The 18,575-nt window shown below is 64.1% G+C and carries 18 protein-coding genes and 1 pseudogene; 11 read left to right on the top strand and 8 right to left on the bottom strand.

Going from position 1 to position 18,575, the window contains the following annotated elements; all coding sequences use genetic code 11:
• Window positions 1–51 precede the first annotated feature (51 nt).
• The 5 genes from zapE to A6723_RS19330 all read right to left on the bottom strand — a co-directional run bounded on the left by zapE (window position 52) and on the right by A6723_RS19330 (window position 4,381).
• Complete coding sequence (zapE, locus tag A6723_RS19310; RefSeq protein ID WP_054907668.1) at window positions 52–1,131, bottom strand: cell division protein ZapE; 1,080 nt, start codon at window positions 1,129–1,131, stop codon at window positions 52–54.
• On the bottom strand, window positions 1,121–1,726 hold the full coding sequence (gene pcaG, locus A6723_RS19315; RefSeq protein ID WP_054907669.1) for a protocatechuate 3,4-dioxygenase subunit alpha: 606 nt from the start codon (window positions 1,724–1,726) through the stop codon (window positions 1,121–1,123). Before pcaG ends, zapE begins: the two co-directional genes overlap by 11 nt.
• A gap of 12 nt (window positions 1,727–1,738) precedes the next feature.
• Window positions 1,739–2,458, bottom strand: a complete 720-nt coding sequence (pcaH, locus tag A6723_RS19320) for a protocatechuate 3,4-dioxygenase subunit beta (protein WP_054907670.1) — start codon at window positions 2,456–2,458, stop codon at window positions 1,739–1,741.
• 117 nt (window positions 2,459–2,575) lie between these two features.
• Window positions 2,576–3,505, bottom strand: a complete 930-nt coding sequence (pcaQ, locus tag A6723_RS19325; RefSeq protein ID WP_054907671.1) for a pca operon transcription factor PcaQ — start codon at window positions 3,503–3,505, stop codon at window positions 2,576–2,578.
• A 6-nt stretch (window positions 3,506–3,511) separates the two neighbouring features.
• On the bottom strand, window positions 3,512–4,381 hold the full coding sequence (locus A6723_RS19330; RefSeq protein ID WP_371914066.1) for a helix-turn-helix domain-containing protein: 870 nt from the start codon (window positions 4,379–4,381) through the stop codon (window positions 3,512–3,514).
• A 117-nt stretch (window positions 4,382–4,498) separates the two neighbouring features.
• Between A6723_RS19330 and pobA the strand changes: the two genes are divergently transcribed.
• From pobA to A6723_RS32450, 9 genes are all read left to right on the top strand, one after another.
• Entirely contained in the window at window positions 4,499–5,683 is a 1,185-nt protein-coding gene (pobA, locus tag A6723_RS19335) for a 4-hydroxybenzoate 3-monooxygenase (protein ID WP_054907673.1), read from the top strand.
• 439 nt (window positions 5,684–6,122) lie between these two features.
• Entirely contained in the window at window positions 6,123–6,479 is a 357-nt protein-coding gene (locus A6723_RS19340; RefSeq protein ID WP_054907674.1) for a hypothetical protein, read from the top strand.
• 251 nt (window positions 6,480–6,730) lie between these two features.
• Window positions 6,731–8,641 carry a di-heme-cytochrome C peroxidase gene (locus A6723_RS19345; RefSeq protein ID WP_054907675.1) on the top strand — a complete coding sequence of 637 codons (1,911 nt, stop codon included), beginning with the start codon at window positions 6,731–6,733 and terminating at the stop codon, window positions 8,639–8,641.
• A 354-nt stretch (window positions 8,642–8,995) separates the two neighbouring features.
• Window positions 8,996–10,150, top strand: coding sequence for a catalase family protein (locus A6723_RS19350; protein WP_054907676.1), 1,155 nt, complete (start codon window positions 8,996–8,998; stop codon window positions 10,148–10,150).
• 60 nt (window positions 10,151–10,210) lie between these two features.
• Complete coding sequence (locus A6723_RS19355) at window positions 10,211–10,831, top strand: HNH endonuclease signature motif containing protein (RefSeq protein WP_054907677.1); 621 nt, start codon at window positions 10,211–10,213, stop codon at window positions 10,829–10,831.
• 137 nt (window positions 10,832–10,968) lie between these two features.
• On the top strand, window positions 10,969–11,661 hold the full coding sequence (locus A6723_RS19360) for a hypothetical protein (protein ID WP_054907678.1): 693 nt from the start codon (window positions 10,969–10,971) through the stop codon (window positions 11,659–11,661).
• 328 nt (window positions 11,662–11,989) lie between these two features.
• On the top strand, window positions 11,990–12,496 hold the full coding sequence (locus A6723_RS19365) for a BRO family protein (protein ID WP_054907679.1): 507 nt from the start codon (window positions 11,990–11,992) through the stop codon (window positions 12,494–12,496).
• A 124-nt stretch (window positions 12,497–12,620) separates the two neighbouring features.
• Entirely contained in the window at window positions 12,621–13,133 is a 513-nt protein-coding gene (locus tag A6723_RS19370; protein WP_054907680.1) for a hypothetical protein, read from the top strand.
• Complete coding sequence (locus A6723_RS32450; RefSeq protein ID WP_256233660.1) at window positions 13,130–13,597, top strand: hypothetical protein; 468 nt, start codon at window positions 13,130–13,132, stop codon at window positions 13,595–13,597. The genes A6723_RS19370 and A6723_RS32450 overlap by 4 nt, the downstream gene beginning before the upstream one ends.
• A 59-nt stretch (window positions 13,598–13,656) precedes the next feature.
• Here A6723_RS32450 and A6723_RS32290 read toward each other — a convergent pair whose 3' ends face one another.
• Window positions 13,657–14,214: a hypothetical protein gene (locus tag A6723_RS32290; RefSeq protein WP_218187771.1), complete on the bottom strand. Its 558-nt coding sequence runs from the start codon at window positions 14,212–14,214 to the stop codon at window positions 13,657–13,659.
• A 236-nt stretch (window positions 14,215–14,450) separates the two neighbouring features.
• Here A6723_RS32290 and A6723_RS19385 point away from each other — a divergent pair, with 236 nt between their 5' ends.
• Window positions 14,451–15,368, top strand: coding sequence for a hypothetical protein (locus A6723_RS19385; RefSeq protein ID WP_054907681.1), 918 nt, complete (start codon window positions 14,451–14,453; stop codon window positions 15,366–15,368).
• Window positions 15,369–15,750: 382 nt separating this feature from the next.
• Here the strand turns inward: A6723_RS19385 and A6723_RS19390 are convergent, their stop codons facing one another.
• Window positions 15,751–16,464, bottom strand: a complete 714-nt coding sequence (locus A6723_RS19390) for a hypothetical protein (protein ID WP_082450569.1) — start codon at window positions 16,462–16,464, stop codon at window positions 15,751–15,753.
• 259 nt (window positions 16,465–16,723) lie between these two features.
• Here A6723_RS19390 and A6723_RS19395 point away from each other — a divergent pair, with 259 nt between their 5' ends.
• Entirely contained in the window at window positions 16,724–17,959 is a 1,236-nt protein-coding gene (locus tag A6723_RS19395; RefSeq protein WP_054907683.1) for a tetratricopeptide repeat protein, read from the top strand.
• Window positions 17,960–18,028: 69 nt separating this feature from the next.
• On the opposite strand, the pseudogene A6723_RS19400 reads toward A6723_RS19395, so the two are convergent.
• A pseudogene (locus tag A6723_RS19400) lies at window positions 18,029–18,575 on the bottom strand (polyphosphate kinase 2); the annotation flags it as partial.

The following is an 18,575-nucleotide window of genomic DNA, read 5'->3' on the forward strand; positions in this document are numbered from 1 at the left end:
TCGTAGGAGCGAGCTTGCTCGCGAACAAATCTCGACGGCCCGCGCGACCGCCTACAGCGGCTCCAGCTTCAACTGCCGCAACCGGCTCAGCGTTCGCGAGAAGTCCAGCGCCGCCCCGCCTGCAGCCAACTCGTCCAGCGACACCGTGGCGAACAATTGCAGCCTCAGCTGCCGGTCGTAGGCGATATCGATGAAGTTGAGGAAGCGCATGCTCACGTCCGGCGGGTAGTCCGCCAGCGGGCCGAGACCGCTCACCGCCATGCGCGGGAAATGCTCGATCAGCCACAGGTAATCGCTGGCCGAGCGCGGGCGCTCGAACATTTCGCTGAAGTCCATCCACGCGCAGTGATCGTCGTGGGCATGTACCTTCAGCGGGTGGTGATTGACGCTCAAGACCTCGTCGAACTTCGCGTCTGCAGCCAGCCCCAGGCGCGAGCCGATCAGCTCCAGATCATCCGCGCGGGCCGGCCAGAGGAAGCTGCCCCACTCTTCCAGCGACGTGCTGTGCTCGCGGTAATCCTGGCCGGCATCCACCGATATCACGTCGAAGCGCTTTTCGATCAGCTCGATGGCCGGACGGAAGCGCTCGCGGTACAGCGGGTTCGGACAGAGATTTTCCGGTTCGTAGTTGGACGTACAGACCAGGCCTACGCCTTCATCCACCAGCACCTTCAGCATCCGCCCCAGGAGCATGGCGTCGCCGATGTCGTGCACGTGGAATTCATCGAAGCACAGCAGCTTGGTTTCCTCGGCGATGGCGCGGGCCACGCGCACCAGCGGGTCAGATTGCCCGGTGATCGCCAACATGCGTGATTGCAGTTCCTGCAGGAAGGCATGGAAGTGCACGCGGCGCTTGGCCTGCGTCGGCGCGGCGGCGAAGAACTGGTCCATGACGAAGCTCTTGCCACGCCCGACGCCGCCCCACAGGTAGACGCCCGCCACCGGCTTGCGCAGAAAGCCATGGCGGCCGGCGAGGAAGTCGTCGAGCCAGGTGGCGAGGTGGTCCACCGCCGTCACCTGCGCTTCGTCCGCCCGATAGCCGCGCTCGTCGAGCGCGGCCGCGAAGTGCCGCCGAACGCGGTCGGCGACCGGCTCGGCGGATGTCTCATGTAGTCGTGTATCAGAAGTCAAAGAACACCGTTTCCGCATTTCCCTGGACGCGGATATCAAACCGGTAAGCGAGCCTCCCGTCCACCTCGCAACGCTTTGCAATGAGGGTTTGCCGACGTTCGGGCTGCTCGATCAGATTCAAGACCGGGTCCACGGCGTTCGCTTGCGCCTCATCCTCGAAGTACAGCCGCGTCTGCAGATGCAGGTTTATACCGCGGGCGAACAACGAGATGTTGATATGCGGCGCCATGGGCACACCGGCAGCGTTTTTCACCACACCGGGCTTGATGGTCTGCACCTGCCACTCGCCAGCATCGAAGGTCGTTGCCGTGCGTCCGAAGCCATTGAAGGGCTTTTCCAGGTCGTAATCAGTGTCATACACACCTTCGTGATTCGCCTGCCACAGCTCAAGGAAGGAATCACGGATCAGGTGGCCGTTGCCGTCATACACATGGCCGATCAGCAGGATGTGTTCGCCGGGCGCACCGGGCTTGGCCATTTCGCTCCAGATTTCCTGGTCACGGGCCGGGTTTCCCGCAGCAGCCAGCGCCAGGCCGATATGCACGTAGGGACCGGCGGTCTGCGAGGGGGTTTCCGGCAGCAGTTCGATAGGCATGGTCGGTCCTCCTCACTTGTTCTCGAAATGGGTCTTGCGCTGGCCGCGCAGCACGATGTCGAAGCGATAGGCCAGGCAGTCCATGGGGTTGGCGTTGCTCATGTCGAGCTTCGCAATCAGGCTTTCCACCGCGTCCGGGTTGGCGATGGACTTGACGATGGGGCACATCGGAATCAGCGGGTCGCCCTCGAAGTACAGCTGGGTGATCAGCCGCGTGGAGATCGACGGGCCGCTGATGGAGAAGTGGATGTGCGCCGGGCGCCAGTCGTTCGGGCCGTTGCGCCAGGGATACGGGCCGGGCTTGATGGTGCGGAAGACGTAGCGTCCTTCGCTGTCGGTCAGCGCACGGCCGACACCGCCGAAGTTCGGGTCCAGCGGCGCGAGGTAGCGGTCGTTCTTGTGGCGATAACGGCCGCCGGCGTTGGCCTGCCACATCTCCACCAGGGTATGTGGCACGGGCTTGCCGTACTGGTCCATGACCCGGCCGGAAACGATGATGCGCTCACCGATGGGCAGGCCACCGTTGTTGAAGTTGAGCAGCAGGTCATTGTCGTGCTCGCCCATCTTCAGTTGCGAGAAGTCCGGGCCGCTGGTTTCGGAAACCGATTGCGGAATGCTCACCAGCGCCTGGCGCGGCGAGCGGGCGATGGAGGTCTTGTAGTCGGGCGTGAGGGCTTTGGGGTGCCAGTTTCGGTCACGAATGACGAAGCGGCTGTTCTCCGCGTCGGACATGTCGGTCTCCTCTTGTTGGATTTATAGGAGCCTGTTGCATCAGGCAGTGCGACGCAGTGTCGCCGGCTCATCCGAACTGGAAAACTGAAAAGATGCCCGCCATCCATAACCATCAGGTTATGGATAAGTCCCATTGCGATAGGCTTCTCCCACCTCGCGCAGTACCTCCAGGCACCAGTGCGCACCGAGGGAAAGCGGCAGCGTCGAGTTGCTGCAAATCCCCACCGAACCGCCCGGCTCCTGTACATCCAGCGGCAGTTCGACCATCTCGCCGGAGCGCAGGTCCAGGCGCACCGAATCCAGCGGAGCGATCCACAGCGCGTCGCTGGTCAATACATAACGGCGGCTGAGCACCGTGGACAGGGTTTCCAGCCTCTGGCGCGGCTGGCCGAGGCCGCTCTGCACCAGCAGGCTGTCGGCGGACTTGCGAATGGTGGTGCCGGCCAGCGGCAGCACCAGCGGCCAGTCGTCCAGCGCCGAGGGCGGCAGCGGGCGACCCAGCAGCGGATGACCGGCGCGGGCCACCAGGGTCATAGCCTCGCTGTACAGGTGCTCGAAAGTGAGGCCCTGGATCTGCGGGCTTTCGGTCATGCGACCGACCACGAGGTCCAGCTCGCCCACACGCAATTGCGAGAGCAGGTGCGCACTCGGCCCGGTCACCACGCTGACCACCAGCGCCGGGTGGCGCTCGTGCAGGCGCCGCACCGTCTCCGGCATCAGCAGGCTTTCGACGGTGGAGAGCACGCCCAGACGTACCGTGCTGGAGGCGTACTCGCCGCCGCGTAGGCTGTTCACGCCGTCACGCAGCGCCTGCACGCAGGGGCCGGCGTAACGCAGGAAGGCTACTCCCGCTTCCGTAAGACTGGCCCCGCTCTTGCCGCGCTCGAACAGGCTGGCTTCGAGCAGGTCCTCCAGCTCCTTGAGCGTCTTCGAGATGGCCGGCTGGCTCACGGCCAGGGCATCCGCCGCGCGGGCCAGGCTGCCCTGGCGGGCCACTTCGAGGAAGCACACGAGGTGGCGGAACTTGATACGCGAATCGATATTCATGGCGGCTCAACGCAGCTCGCGGAACGCGCGGGGCGAAACCCCGGCGTAGCGCTTGAAGAATCGGGAGAAGTAGGCGGGTTCGGAGAAGCCCAGGCTGTCCGACACCTGCTGGATGGTCATGGCTGTGTACACCAGGTTGCGCTTGGCCTCCAGCAGCAGCCGCTGGTGGATCATCTGCAGCGCCGACTGCCCGGCCAGGCGCCGGCACAACGCATTAAGGTGCGCGGCGCTGATGCCCAGCGCCGCTGCGTAGTGTTCGATGGGCCGATGTAACCGGAAATCCTGCTCCAGCCGGCGGGAGAACGCCTGCATATGCTCGACGCCGCGATCCTGCTGGCTTGCCTCCGTGCGGGACTGCTCCAGCGCCCGCCGGCTGAGCCAGACCAGCAGCATGTTGAGCAGCGATTGCAGCATCAGGTCGCGACCCGGCGCCTGCCCGGCGTACTCGCGGTCGATGGATTCGAACAGCGCATCCAGGTGACGCTTGCCCTCGCCCACGGCAAAGCACGCCGGCTGCTCCAGCACCGTGCTTTCCAGCAGGCTGCCGAGCTGTTCGGCCAGCGGCAGGCCCATGCTCAGCACCCAGCCCTGCACGTCCTCGGCGAAGCGAAAACCATGCACCGCCAGCGCCGGCGTGACCTGCAGCGACGCCTCGCGGATCAGCGTCAGCTGCCCCTCCACCTCCAGCTCCGCCGCACCGGCTTGCACGTAGAGCAGTTGCACCAGGTCGCCATGGCGATGCGGGCGGATTTCCCAGTCATGCAGGCGACTGCGCGAGGCGATGGACTCGCAGTGGATCAGGTCCGGCGTCGGCCAAACCGTCGTTTCGCCATACAGGCGGAACACCGGGACCGGATTGTCAGCACGTTGTTCGATCACCGCCCGCATCCATGAAAAGTCCAAGAAGACTGTTGGAAATTACCTTCAAAGACCGATCCCATCCACAAAAAATGCAGGAGACAAAAACAACAGCGCTCTCCAAGGAGCCACGCCATGAAGACCCAAGTCGCGATTATCGGCGCCGGCCCTGCCGGCCTCCTGCTTGGCCAGCTGCTGCACAAGGCTGGCATCGACACCGTGATTCTCGAACGCCAGACCCCCGACTACGTACTCGGCCGCATCCGCGCCGGGGTACTCGAACAGGGCACCGCCGACCTGCTGCGCGAAGCCGGAGCCGGCGCGCGGATGGACACCGAAGGGTTGCTCCACGACGGTTTCGAGCTGGTGCCCAACAGCCGCCGCGAGCGCATCGACCTCAAGGCCCTCACCGGCGGCAAGCAGGTGGTGGTGTACGGCCAGACCGAAGTCACCCGCGACCTGATGCAGGCCCGCGCGGCCAGCGGTGCGATGAGCGTGTATGAAGCGGCTGACGTGGAGCTGCACGACGTCACCAGCGAAAAGCCCTACGTCACGTTCACCCATCAGGGCGAGCGTGTGCGCCTGGACTGCGACTACATCGCCGGCTGCGACGGCTTCCACGGCGTGGCCCGGCGCAGCATTCCCGCCGATCGCCTGAGCGTCTTCGAACGCGTCTACCCCTTCGGCTGGCTAGGCCTGCTCAGCGACACGCCGCCGGTCAGCCACGAACTCATCTACGCCAGCAGCGAACGCGGTTTCAGCCTGTGCAGCCAGCGCAGCGCCACCCGTAGCCGCTACTACCTGCAGGTAGGGTTGGATGAGAAGGTGGAGGATTGGTCTGACGGGCGTTTCTGGGACGAGCTCAAACGCCGTATTCCCGAGGACGTTGCACGCCAGTTGGTGACTGGGCCGTCGCTGGAAAAAAGCATCGCCCCGCTGCGCAGCTTCGTGGTGGAGCCGCTGCAGTACGGCCGGCTGTTCCTGGTCGGCGACGCCGGGCACATCGTCCCGCCCACCGGCGCGAAGGGACTGAACCTGGCGGCCAGCGATGTCGATGCCCTGCACCGAATCCTCCTGAAGGTCTACGCCGACGGCCGCACTGACTTGCTGGCGCAGTACTCGCCGATTGCCCTGCGGCGCATCTGGAAGGCCGAACGCTTCTCCTGGTGGATGACCTCGATGCTGCACCAGTTCCCCGACAGCGACGCCTTCACCCGGCGCATGCTGGAGACCGAGCTGGACTACTTCCTCGGCTCCGAGGCCGGGCGCACGACCATTGCCGAGAACTATGTCGGGTTGCCGTTCGAGGACGTAGCCTGACGGCGCTTCCCCAGGCCTGTAGGGCGCATAGCGCGCCAGCGTTATCCGCCGTTCAAGTGCAGGCGGATAACCTGTTCCAGGTTATTCGCCCTACGATTCTGGGGTGAGGGGAATTCAGTGGTACGAACTTCCCCGAAGAAGACAGTTGCTCCTGCAGGGAGGCTCCGTCGGTAGCCCTAAGTTGTAGGAGCGAGCTTGCTCGCGAACAGGACCTCGCCGGGAGATCCGCTGCTGGGCGGTTCGCGAGCAAGCTCGCTCCTACAAAAACATCGCGATCTATCCTTACCCTCCAGCCACATCGCTCGCCGCGACACCGCCGGAGGCCGCCATCGACCCGGACGAAGCCAACTTCCTCAGCTACCTGCTCGCCGAAAGCGGCGACGGGGACGCGCGCGCCTTCGCCACGCTGTACCGCTGCACCGCCCCGCGCCTCTACCCCTTGGCGCTGAAGCTGAAGGCCAATCAGACGCAGGCCGACGCCCTGCTCATCGACACCTTCCTCCACGTCTGGACCGACGCCGACCGCTACCATCCCACGCGCATTGCCGCGCTGGACTGGATGATCGCCCTGCTCTACCAGCTCGCCGGCCACCCTTCCCCGCCGCCCAGCGACGAACCCTGGCCGGAACTGCCGCCCCCGGACGAACTCTGGCCCGCCATCCATGCGCGCCTGCCCGATGACGAAGACGACAGCCCCGGCCTGCGCTGGCCGCTGATCATCGCCAGCGTGGTCGGCGTGCTGATCGGCGCGGTGATCTGCCTGAGCCTGCTGATGGAGCTGCGCCCCGCGACTTAGGCGCTTGCCTGAAAGACGATGGGTATCGCTTCGCTCCACCCATCCTACGAGTGGGTCTGACTGCTATCCACCAGGTTTCCGTAGGATGGGTGGAGCGCAGCGATACCCATGCTGCCTCCCTCGGAATTACTCCACCGCCCCCGTAACCCGCCATAAAAACCCTGAATTCAGTGCGGCATCACCTTGCCAATCCGTCACGCAGTTGGCATAAACGTCCGAATCTTTTTCGCACACATAACAAGGAAGTTTCGATGCGCATTCTCGGACGCGTCCTACTGGCGATTTTGCTGCTGCTCCTGCTCGTCGGCGGCGTCATCGCCTGGTACACCGCGCATCCCAATCTGCCGGAATACACCCCGCCGCAGAAGATGATCCACCTCGAGGAGCAGTGGTCCAAAGAGGACCGCGAAACCTACTACTACACGCCCCAGGGCACCCAGGTGAAAGGCCTGCGCTACGACTGGTTCACCCACCTCGAGCAGCCTTTCAACAAGGACAAGTTCGCCTCCCCGGAAAACCTCGCGCGCTTCGGCTTCCTCATCGAGCCCGAGCAGATCGGCCGCGCCGCCGACGACACCCTGGCCGCCACTGCAAAGAATCCCGGCAACCTGCCAGTCGGCTTCGCCCGCCACCAGGACGGCGAGACCGGCGCCTGGTACCTGGACATCACCTGCTCCGCCTGCCACACCGGCGAGCTGCGCTATAAAGGCACCGCCATCCGCATCGACGGCGGCGCGGCCATGCATTCCATTGCCTCCACCGTGCCCACCCTGCGCGGCGGCGCGTTCGGCCAGGCGCTGGGCGCCAGCCTCGCCTCCACCTACTACGTACCGTGGAAGTTCGACCGCTTCGCCAAGGGCGTACTGGGCGACCGCTATCCCAAGGGCAAGGCCGCCCTCAAGCGCGACGTGCGCAACGTGCTCGGCACCCTCGTCTCCACCGCCTGGAACGACACCCACCGCGGCCTCTACCCGACTCTGGAAGGCCCCGGCCGCGCCGACGCCTTCGGGCGCATCGCCAACAGCGTGTTCGGCGATGGCATCGACGCCTCCAACTACCGCGTCGCCAACGCCCCGGTGAACTACCCGCAGGTGTGGGACATCTGGAAATTCGACTGGGTGCAGTGGAACGGCTCGGCCATGCAGCCCATGGCGCGCAACATCGGCGAAGCCCTCGGCGTCGGCGCCACCCTGCGCATGTTCGAAAGCGACGGCAAGCCGGTGATGGGCGATGAGCGCTACGCCTCCAGCGTGCGCCTGCGCGACCTCTACACCCTCGAGGAAACCCTCAAGCAGCTCAAGCCGCCGGCCTGGCCGAAGGACGTCTTCGGCGAGATCGACCTGAAGAAAGCCTCCCAGGGCCGCGCCCTGTTCCAGGCCAACTGCGTCTACTGCCACGGCCCGCACGTGAAGGAGCCCGGCGCCAAGGACTACATCGCCCCGGCGCGCGTGCCCGAGTGGCGCATGAAGCTGGTCCCGACCAAGGAAATCGGCACCGACCCGACCACCGCCGACAACATCGCCGACCACACCTTCGACATCCGCGCGCTGAAGCTGAAGACCGACGAGCTGCAGGGCATGAACGTCCACCTCTACCCGCAGAGCGACGTGCAACTGGACCTGTCGAAAATCTCCGCCGCCAAGGGCCTGGCCTACGTCACCGCCTTCGTCGAGCAGCGCGCCTATCGCGACGCGCACATCAGCGAGCCACAGCAGCAGGAAATGAACGGCTACGGCCTGCCCATCGGCGTGCAGGAACTGCGCGCCTACAAGGCCCGCCCGCTGGACGGCATCTGGGCCACCCCGCCCTTCCTGCACAACGGCTCGGTGCCCAACCTGTTCCAGATGCTCTCCCCGGTGGCCGAGCGCGACGCGCAGTTCTGGGTCGGCAGCTTCGAGTACGACCCCAAGTTCGCCGGCTACCGCACCGAGCGCTTCCCCGGCGGCTTCCTCTACAAGACCAGCGTCACCGGCAACAGCAACCGCGGCCACGAATTCCGCGACGGCTGCCGCCAGGACGGCGTCATCGGCCGCGCCCTGTCGCCGGAAGAACGCTGGGCACTGGTGGAATACCTGAAGGTGCTGGGCAACGCCGAATACGAAAACAAGCTCGACCCGAACGTCCCCACCCCACCGTGGACGCCCGGGCCGAAGTGCGAATGACCGGCCAGCGCTGAACTGTCTTTTGTTTTTTTGTAGGACCGAGGGGGACGCCTAGTCCTTGCTCGCGAAGAGACTCCCCACCGCTCCAGAGTGAAGCGGGTTCGCGAGCAAGCTCGCTCCTACAGGCAACCCTAGGCTCCGCAGCAACCTGTAACACCGATCCGCCCCCTCTCCCCCTGGGAGAGGGCTGGGGTGAGGGCCAGCCGCCCGCTCCCAAGCACCACCGAAACACCGCCCCATCCCCTCTCCCTTCAGGGAGAGGGCTAGGGAGAGGGAAACGCTCCACAGCAAGCCCGCACGGGCCAGGGAACGGAATCCCCTCCAAAAAAAGAAAACACCAAAGGACCCCGTGCCATGCGCTCCCTGCTCACCCGAATCTGGCTCTTCCTCGGCAAATGGCTCGGCCGTCTGCTGCTCGCCATCGCTGCCATCGGCCTGCTCGGCTGGGGCATCGGCAGCCTCTACTACGCCTGGAAATTCTCCGGCCCTGTCTCCGCCCAGGAAGAAATCCCGCCGGGCGAAGCCCAGCTCACCCAGGCCATCATCGAAGACGCCGTGCGCATCGTCGAACAGCACCGCGACAACACCCGCGTCCTGCGTGACGCCCACGCCAAGGCCCACGGCTGCGTGAAGGCCGAAGTCACGGTCGCCAGCGACATCGCCCCCGGCCTGCGCCAGGGCGTGTTTGCCGAGCCCGGCCACAAGTGGGAGGCCATGGTCCGCTTCTCCAACGGCAACGCCTACCCGCAGTTCGACAGCGCCCGCGACGCCCGCGGCATGGCCATCAAACTGCTCGACGTCCCCGGCGCCAAGCTGATGCCCGGCAAGGGCCACGACACCGAGCAGGACTTCGTCATGTTCAACCACCCGGTGTTCTTCGTCCGCGACGTCGCCGAATACCGGCAGAACTTCGCCGCGCAAGCCAGCGGCCAGAAGGTCGCCGCCTTCTTCCCCAGCTGGAAGCCCAGCACCTGGGAAATCCGCCACCTGGTCATCGCCCTGCAGACCCTCGCCCCCGCGCCCGACAGCCCCTTCGAAACCGGCTACAACGGCATCGCGCCGTACAAACTGGGCGAGGCGAACAACATCAAGTTCCGCGTCATCCCGCAGACCGAAGGCTGCCCGGCCTACCAGCTACCCAAGCTCAACGAAAAACTACCCAACTTCCTGCGCACCGCCATGTACCAGCAGCTCTCGGTCGACCGCGTCCCCGCCTGCTTCGCGCTGCAAGTACAGAAACAGGACCCGAGCAAATACATGCCCATCGAAGACACCAGCGTCGAATGGAGCGAATCCGACGCCCCCTTCCAGACAGTCGCCACCGTCAGCATCCCGCCCCAGGACTTCGACAGCCGCGAGCAGAACCTCGCCTGCGACAACATCTCCTACAACCCGTGGCATGCCCTGCCGGAGCACCAGCCGATTGGCGGGATCAACCGGTTGAGGAAGGCGGTTTATGAGGCGGTGAGTGTTTATCGGCATCAGCGCAATGGGGTGGGCGGGGAATAGTCCCGCCCAACTCATAGAGACGCAGTAACTGAAATTCAGCGGCAAAAAAGTTGGCGATAGATGACGTTTCACGATTGGTTGATTGCCCAAGGCAAAAGCCCCAAGACCATCAAACACTACACCGGTGCCATCGACGGGCGCCTACAAGGGATGGCTACGCATTTCAATAACGGCGATTTCTCGCTGGGCGATATCAAGACCAGTGCGGCATTCGCCGACACTTGCCAGACGTTCGATCCAACTGAGGAAATCCTGCCGCTCAACACACGCGGGAAGGACATGTATCGCCGCGCTCTGGTGATGTACGCGGAATATCGGCACAGCTCGCTGAACGAAGCCGCGCTCGTCCAAGACGACTTCCTGCAATCCGTGCAGAAAGCGCTTCAGGACTCAACCGAGCAGCGACGGGGCCGTCTGGCAAAAGCCCCAAAGAAACCGAGCAAGAAAACCGTCCGTACGGTGGTGTTTAACCGCAACCCTGATGTAGTCGCCGAGGTATTGCTGCGTGCAGAAGGGCATTGCGAGGGCTGTAAGGAGCCTGCCCCCTTCAAGCGCAAATCGGACAGCTCACCCTATCTAGAGGTACACCACCGGATACCGCTCGCCCAGCACGGGGACGACACGGTTGAGAACGCCATTGCGCTTTGCCCTAACTGCCACCGCGAAAGACATTTCGGCTGAAGCCCTTACAAATTCAGCGCCCAATAGTGCACCAAGGACCGTTCATGTACAGCCTCCTACGCAGCTCTCTCCTATCCGTGACTACTGCTCTGCTAATCCCGATTGCTAGCGCCCAAGCAGCCCAGGAATATTTGGTGATGGCCCCGTTGGAGGAGGTGCGGCACAAATGCGATAGCGACCTGCCCCGCCTCGGAGTCGGGTGCACCCTCGACGGCAACCCAATCGGTGGCGAGGCACAGTGGATCAAGGTCACCGAGAATCTCTCGCAGGACGAGTGGGCCGCAGGGGTGACCGTCAGCGCCGTGCTTCAACTCACAACACACACTACTGCCAACGGAATCCCGTACCTCACGGCCACCAGCTACCAGATGACCAGCCAGGCGCCAAAACAGAAGGAAACTCGCTTCGGCAGCACTTTCTGGAAGTCCATCCGCGCCCAGGTGTATAGCAAACCGATCGAAGACCCAGTCTCCGTGCAGTACTTGAAGGACGCCAACAACAATCCCACCTCGGAACAACTGGCTGCCCGCGACTTCGCCGCGAAGGACGCCGAAGCGCGCCAGTACGCCGCTTCCCCCGAAGCACAGCGCAATATCTCCGCCGACTTGATCCTTGATTGCGATCTACGCATCAAGGAAGCGCGCGAAACCATCACTTACGAGAAGAAGGTGGGCGCGACGTCCGGCTTCGTGAACAAGCTGAATCTGCGTCAGGCAGGTGAACAGATCGTGCAGTGCCAGGAGGACATGAAAGAGTACTGGAGTGACTACAAGAGCAACGGCGGCAAGTCGCGCAACATTGAACAACTCAGAGCTGAGCGCGCGAATTGAACGTGACGCTAGAGCAAGCCCCACAACTTTCACGAACGAAATGGCTGCAGCATCGACTGCAATACTGAGACAGGCAATGCAGTTTCACCCCGAGGCGGACTGTACCCATCGCGTCTCTTGTCTGCCTCAGTTTGTTCCCTCTATCGTTCACCCGCCCCGTGATAAAGCGGGGCCGGGATTAGCAGCCCGAAACCCTAGAGACAATCGCCGATCTGTATCGGCGGCCCAGCCAATTGGGCCGTCCACCGGAACGCGGCGTGTTGGTTCATGTGGCTGCTGATCCAACATCGTCCGTAGGTGGTCTGCTCGTAGTAGAGATGTGACTGAAATGGACGATTCATCCCTGCCCACCCCACTCCCCTTCCTCCGCAATCGCCGCACCCTGCGCGCCCTGCTGATCGACGATCAGGTCTGGTTCCTCCTTCCCGATTTCTGCCGCGTGACCGGCTATACGCACGAAGACCGCATGGCCATGCGTATGGCCGACGACCAGATTCGCCAGGAACGGCTGCTGACCGAGGACGGCCTGGAACTCGACCAGGTGCTGATCAGCGAATCCGCCGTGTACCAGGCGCTGGTGCTGTTCAACGTGCCGGACTACGGCTCGCTGCGGCGCTGGATCAGCGGCACGGTGGTGCCGCAGGTGCGCAGCCAGTTCAAGGCCAGCGGCCCACGCCATGTGCAGTTGCAGTTCGAACGGCAATGCCTGCGAGTGCTGGATTGGCAGGACGATCTCTGGGTGAGCTTCGGCGACTTGCCGCGCGTGCTCGGCGGGCGCTCGCCGATTGTCGGGCGCACCGGGTGGCGCGGTTGGGCGAAGCGATTGCGGACCTGATACACGGGCAGGGTATGAGCCGCGCATCAGCGCTGTACCCAGTCAGCCGCTTCAGCGGAGCAGCCAATGGTTTGGCTTTGCGATATGGTGCGAGGCTTGTTACAGATCGCACGGAAGCACACCCATGCACATCGAATTGCTCACAGCGCAGATGATCGGCCACTGGGAATCCAGCCCCGGCGTCCATCAGTGTGAATTTCAGTTCGGATCGCGACTGATCTATGTCGAGCACCCCTCCAGTGAACCACCAGAACCATCCCTCCAGGTCGCGCTGCCACTGGCACAGGCTGCATGGAACGACATCGATGCAGTCATCGCCTTCGCTCAGCTGACGCTCCGCCCGGGCGATCCTGAGCTGTGGCGAGTGTTGGAGTCGGCGACGAGAATGGGCTCGCCACTGGATGTTTTCTCGATCCATATTTCAGAAGGCGGCGGCCTAGTGTCCTACACGATGTCGTGGAATCCGGATTTCGATTGGCGGCAGATGTTGTACGACGAGTTCGACACTTGGAAGGAATCGCCCATTTCGCTGCAGCGCTTCGAGCCAGAAAAAGATCTCTGGCTGGGTATCAGGCGTCACAGCGACGGTCGATTCGAGCTGGAAAATCCTGAATCCCTGGCCGGGAGCGTCGAATGAATCGACTCTCCTGCAAACTGTACAAGTCGCGCTACAGCATGGACTTTTACCCAGCCCTGAGCATTGACGGGCTGCCGCTGGAGGTCTGGTTGCCGCAACACGATGCAAGCGCAGAACTCGATTTGGTCTGCGCTCATGCAGGCCTCTACAGCGATACCGATTCAGAGCTGGTCTGGGATCGATCGTATTCCGTGGCACCGGGCTGGAAGACGGTCGTGCCTTTGCTGGTGCGCTCCGATGACCTGGACCTGAGCTGCGCGGTGATCGCTGTCAAACAGGTGGCAGACGAGCAACATGTTCGCTGGGAGCGCTTCGGCTTGTTGCGCGAGTGTATTACCCACCCCACTCCCATTCCCGAGTATTACGACATTCCACCGGCAGTGTTCGACCGCGATCAGTTCATCGCCGCGCTGGACGATTTTCGTCGGGAAATCGGGCTGCGGATGGAATGGGATCTGCCGTGATGGCGCAGGGCGCGGCGCAGCATCAGCCTTGTCCTCCCTGCTGAGGCGTCACGCAAAAATCAGAGCCTGCCGGTCAGCTTGAGGACGGTGAAGACCAATCCGCCGATGGTCATCGCGGCCGAAAGGATGGTGCCGAGGATCAGTGGGACGAAGGTGGCCGGCGAGACATGGGGCGAGACTTCCAGCTGGAAGCCGGGGCGGATGTGTTCCGGGGTCAGGCAGGTGACCTGGTAATCGCCGGGTTCGCTGCAGCTGAACTCGCCCAGTGGGTTGCTGGAGTTGCCGCCCATGTCGCTGCGCCGCACGCTGAACAGGTTGAACCGGCTATAGCGCTGGTACGGCACGGGCTGGCCGGAGGCGCGGGCGGTGATGGCGAAGTCGGCGGAGAAATAGGCGGTGCCGGTGACCATGGTGAAGGCCGGGAAGACGATGTTGATGACGTAGCGCCCGGCGCAGGGCAAGGCGACCACTTCTGGCCGCCTGGCGTCGGCCCAGCGCTGGCGCACGGCCGGGAAGATGATGCGGCGCAACCGGCCGATACAGCGGGTCAGCAGGTAGCCGCCCAGCAGCATCAGCACGGGAGCGCCCCATAGCAGGGTGGTGGGTTCGAGGGTCATGGGCGCCCTGCTCTGTCAGGTACGTTGGCTGGGGTAGCAGAAACTATAAGCCAGCCGTTCCCCGAGCATGCAATCTGCGGCGCTGCGCGGGCCCGATCCTGCAATCTGCATGGCCATCGGCCGCCGAAATTTTCCAAGTCATTGATTAGACTAGAAATATTATTTTGTTACATCTGGCATATCCGCTGCAGCGGAAAGACGGAGGCTTCCACCTCTCTTTCACGGAGCAGCCAACAATGATCACAACGACCGATGCCTACGCCACCACTGCCGTGGATACCACCGACCATTCGGGGGTGTCCTGGGCGGCGGTATTCGCCGGGGCCGCCGGGGCGGCGGCGCTGTCCCTGATCCTGATCATCCTGGGCTTCGGCCTGGGCTTTTCCGCGGTGTCGCCCTGGCCGGGCGATGGCGCGACGCTCAAGCAGATAGGCGTTTCCACCATCGTCTGGCTGATGCTGACGCAGATCCTCGCCTCGGGCCTGGGTGGCTATATCGCCGGGCGCCTGCGCGCGCGCTGGGCAACGCTGCATGACGACGAGGTGTATTTCCGCGACACCGCACACGGCTTCCTCGCCTGGGCCGTGGCGACGCTGGTAACCGCCACACTGGTGGTGGGCTCGGTGAGCAATATCGTCGGCGGCGGCCTGCAGGCCGGGGCTTCTGCGGCAACCACCGCCGCCGCTGCCGCGGGTTCGAACGCCAGCGCCAGTGGCACGGACGACGGCTCGGCGTACTTCATCGACATGCTGTTCCGCGATAACCGCCCGGTGGCGGTCAGTGACGACGCCGCCCATGCCATCGCCACGCGCATCTTCCTGCGCGGCCTGGCCGACGGGCAGTTGAGCGCGGACGATCGCAGCTATCTCGCCCGCGTGGTTTCCCAGCGTACCGAGATCAGCCAGGCCGAAGCCGAGCAGCGCATCGACCAGGTATTCGCCGCGGCGCAGCAGGCCAAGCTGAAAGCCCAGCAAGCGGCCGATACCGCCCGCAAGGTGGCCGCCGCCTCGGCGCTGTGGATGTTCGTGGCCCTGCTCTGCGGCGCCTTCTTCGCCAGCTTCCTGGCCATCCACGGTGGCCGTCGCCGCGATGCGGTGGTGCTGCTGACCAATACCCGCACGCTGCATTCCACGCAGTCCCGTCCTGCCCACTGACCGGAGGCACATCATGCGCTCGATTCTTCTGTACTTCCTCGGCGTTCCAATCCCGATCATCATCCTGATCGCGCTGTTCTGGCACTGATTGCAGCCGGTTGGCGCACTGACGAAAAAGCCGTCCTCGGGACGGCTTTTTCAATGGAGTGCCGAGTGGATTCGCGAACAAGGGCCCGGCGTCCGTCCGGCCCTGCGCGATCAACCCTTTCTCTTCGAAGCGACGCGTGCAGCCAGGGATGGGGAGAGCTGCGCAGCCCTTCCAGAAGAGGCCAATTGCCCGGCCGGTTCCGGCAGGAACGAACCTTCCGACGAATCATCGGGACCGTGGTCGCAAGCGCGATGGGTAGCGCGGCGCTCCACGCTCTCCAGGCTCATGGCGGCCTCAGCCGCAGGAGCCGTCCATGGTTTCCTGGCTTTCACGGATGATGCGCTGGCCTTCGTCACGCAGTTGCGTCCAGGTGGGGATTTCATGGCAAAGCTCGGCCACGCGCACGGTCATCTCGCCGATCTTGTGCATCGCCCTAGCGGAGCCGCAAATGCCAAGGTCCTGGTTGTTGGCTTGCTGGCCGAGCCGTTCCATGTAGGCCTGGCCCTTCTGCTGCGCTGCCTGGCAGCCACCGGAGAGGTCGACCGAGCCGACTTCGCCGGAAGCCGCTGCGCCACTGGCGTTCTGGCTGCCACTGGCCGGCGCAGCCGGGGCATCGGCCTGCACCAACTGGCTGTTGCTGAACACGCCGCTGGCGGTGGTGCCATTCGGGTAGCGATAGGTGCCGTGGCCGCTGAGCGTGCCGTTCTGCAACTCGCCTTCGTAGCGGTCGCCCTTGGCCCACTGGATCACCGCGGGGCCGTTGAAACTGCCCTTGCGCAGGGTGCCCTCGGTGGTGGAGAACACCTGGCCGTCCACCAGCGACAAGAGGATGCCCTTGCCGTCGGCGAAACCGCCCACGCACTGGCCGGACCAGATGTAGCTGGGATTGGAGCGCTGGGCGTTCCAGTCCTGAACCAGGCAGCCCTTGTCCGTTCTGGCGAACTCGACGGCAAGGCCCGGTGCGCTGACAAGCATGGCGAGCAAGCTCGCCAGTCCGATTCGATTCATTCGATCACCCGCTGACAAGGCTTCAGGGCCCGATGGATTTCCTGCGGGCAAAGAATAGTGGCGGGCCGATATCACCGCTAGCCGGGAGACAGCGGCGGCGCGGAAGAGACTTCGTACTTATCGCCGCCGCGCGCAGGAAATATCCGATAGAGCCCTCTCCCCCCGCTCCCTAGCCTTGCGCTCCATGCAATCGAGGGCGCGCGGGCTGCTCATTCCGGGCAGAAATACCCGCCGCCCTCCTGCCCTGGAGAGTTTCTGCATGTCTGCCGTCGAGAAGAAGTTCCAAAAGCTGGCCGCCACCTTCCGCGCCGCCCTGGCGGCAGGCAATTACCGCCAGGGCCGTGACGTGGCGCGTCAGGCGCTGCAGCTCTCGCCGAACAATCCGACGCTGCTGACGGACTATGCCCTGTGCCTGATGCGCACCAAAGACTACGAACAGGCCTACAAGACCTATCTCAAGCTGCTGAATACGCTGGGCGAAGACAGGATGCCGGACACCGCGCTGGACGGGCTGACGGAGGTTTGCGGCTGGCTGAAGCGGGAGGACCTGGTGCGCCGCTACGGCAACCTGTCGCTGAGCGTGGCGGATCGCAAGTACGGCCAGCTCCCCGCCTATCCCCTGCCCGATGCACCGCCCCCGCCGTTTGACGGCTCGAGACCGGAACGCAACCTGATCGTGTTTTCGCTGTTCGGTGCCCGCCCCCGCTATTGCGAGAGCGCGCTGAAGAACGTGGAGGCCGCACGCGAGCTGTTCCCGCAATGGCGCTGCCGCTTCTACGTGGACGAATCGGTGCCGCCGACGGTGCTGGATCGCCTGGCGAAAGCCGGGGCACAGGTGGTGCTGGTGGACCCGGCGACACGCGCTTCGATCCCGCCGACGATGTGGCGCTTCCTGGTGATGGAGGACGGCGAAGTCTCGCGCTTCCAGGTGCGCGATGCCGACTCGCTGCTCTCCGAACGCGACCGTGCGGCCGTTGAGGCGTGGCTGCAGAGTGGCTTCTGGTATCACCACATGCGCGATTACTTCAGCCACACCGAACTGCTGCTGGCGGGCATGTGGGCTGGCTGTCACAACCCGAACCTGCCGGGCATCCGCGAGCTGATCGCCCAGTACCTGAAGGATGAGAAGGCGCACCCGCGCTTCGCCGACCAGTACTTCCTGCGCCGCAGCCTGTGGCCGACCATCCGCCAGAGCCTGCTGAACCATGACGAACTGTTCGGCTTCCTGGAGGCGCAGCCCTTCCCCGCGCACGAGCCGGTGCGCTGGCGGATGGAAGCCTTCCATGTCGGCTGCAACGTCAGCTACCAGGGCATCAAGGTGCCGAGCAAGCTGAAGGACGGCGAGCTGCAGCCCTGGGGCCTGTTCGAAGCCGAAGGCACGCTGCTATGCCGTTACGAATCGCCAGTGGCGAAGGGACATTGGGAGGAATGGATGCCGTACTTCCTCTGCAACGCCATTACGGACGGCAGCTGCACGGTGCGCAGCCTGGCGTGAATGATCCCCGAGTGCGAATCGCGCCGGTGGCGCGACTCCACGCCATCCTGCGAAAGCGCCCGCTACCGGTCAGTAGACTTCCGGCACCTGCAACTCCAGCGGCGTGGGATGCCGGCGGTAGCCTTCGTGGCGCTGCCGCTCGGGCAGGCTGACAGCGGGCAGTTGCACTTCCTGGTAGGGAATCTGGCTCAACAGGTGGCTGATACAGTTCAGTCGTGCGCGCTTCTTGTCGTCAGCCTGCACGATCCACCAGGGCGCCTCGGGGATGTGGGTGCGCTCGAGCATGATTTCCTTCGCCTTGGTGTAGGACTCCCAGCGGCGGCGCGATTCCAGGTCCATCGGGCTGAGCTTCCACTGCTTGAGCGGATCATGGATTCGGCTGAGGAAACGGTAGTGCTGTTCCTCGTCGGAGATGGAAAACCAGTACTTGATGACCTGGATGCCGGACCGCACCAGCATGCGCTCGAACTCGGGCACGCTGCGGAAGAACTCCTCGTACTGGCCGTCGGTACAGAAGCCCATCACCCGCTCGACCCCGGCGCGGTTGTACCAGCTGCGGTCGAACAGGACGATCTCCCCCGCCGCCGGCAGGTGCGAGACGTAGCGCTGGAAGTAC

Source organism: Pseudomonas sp. AU11447, from assembly GCF_001672555.2.
In the GTDB taxonomy this organism is placed as follows: Bacteria; Pseudomonadota; Gammaproteobacteria; order Pseudomonadales; family Pseudomonadaceae; genus Pseudomonas; species Pseudomonas nitroreducens.

Bases quoted from the DNA above. Each gene is read 5' to 3' on its own strand.
- pcaG (WP_054907669.1), bottom strand. From the start codon at position 1,726: ATGCCTATCGAACTGCTGCCGGAAACCCCCTCGCAGACCGCCGGTCCC.
- pcaH (WP_054907670.1), bottom strand. From the start codon at position 2,458: ATGTCCGACGCGGAGAACAGCCGCTTCGTCATTCGTGACCGAAACTGG.
- pcaQ (WP_054907671.1), bottom strand. From the start codon at position 3,505: ATGAATATCGATTCGCGTATCAAGTTCCGCCACCTCGTGTGCTTCCTC.
- pobA (WP_054907673.1), top strand. From the start codon at position 4,499: ATGAAGACCCAAGTCGCGATTATCGGCGCCGGCCCTGCCGGCCTCCTG.
- A6723_RS19345 (WP_054907675.1), top strand. From the start codon at position 6,731: ATGCGCATTCTCGGACGCGTCCTACTGGCGATTTTGCTGCTGCTCCTG.
- A6723_RS19350 (WP_054907676.1), top strand. From the start codon at position 8,996: ATGCGCTCCCTGCTCACCCGAATCTGGCTCTTCCTCGGCAAATGGCTC.
- A6723_RS19355 (WP_054907677.1), top strand. From the start codon at position 10,211: ATGACGTTTCACGATTGGTTGATTGCCCAAGGCAAAAGCCCCAAGACC.
- A6723_RS19360 (WP_054907678.1), top strand. From the start codon at position 10,969: ATGGCCCCGTTGGAGGAGGTGCGGCACAAATGCGATAGCGACCTGCCC.
- A6723_RS19365 (WP_054907679.1), top strand. From the start codon at position 11,990: ATGGACGATTCATCCCTGCCCACCCCACTCCCCTTCCTCCGCAATCGC.
- A6723_RS19370 (WP_054907680.1), top strand. From the start codon at position 12,621: ATGCACATCGAATTGCTCACAGCGCAGATGATCGGCCACTGGGAATCC.
- A6723_RS32450 (WP_256233660.1), top strand. From the start codon at position 13,130: ATGAATCGACTCTCCTGCAAACTGTACAAGTCGCGCTACAGCATGGAC.
- A6723_RS32290 (WP_218187771.1), bottom strand. From the start codon at position 14,214: ATGACCCTCGAACCCACCACCCTGCTATGGGGCGCTCCCGTGCTGATG.
- A6723_RS19385 (WP_054907681.1), top strand. From the start codon at position 14,451: ATGATCACAACGACCGATGCCTACGCCACCACTGCCGTGGATACCACC.
- A6723_RS19390 (WP_082450569.1), bottom strand. From the start codon at position 16,464: ATGAATCGAATCGGACTGGCGAGCTTGCTCGCCATGCTTGTCAGCGCA.
- A6723_RS19395 (WP_054907683.1), top strand. From the start codon at position 16,724: ATGTCTGCCGTCGAGAAGAAGTTCCAAAAGCTGGCCGCCACCTTCCGC.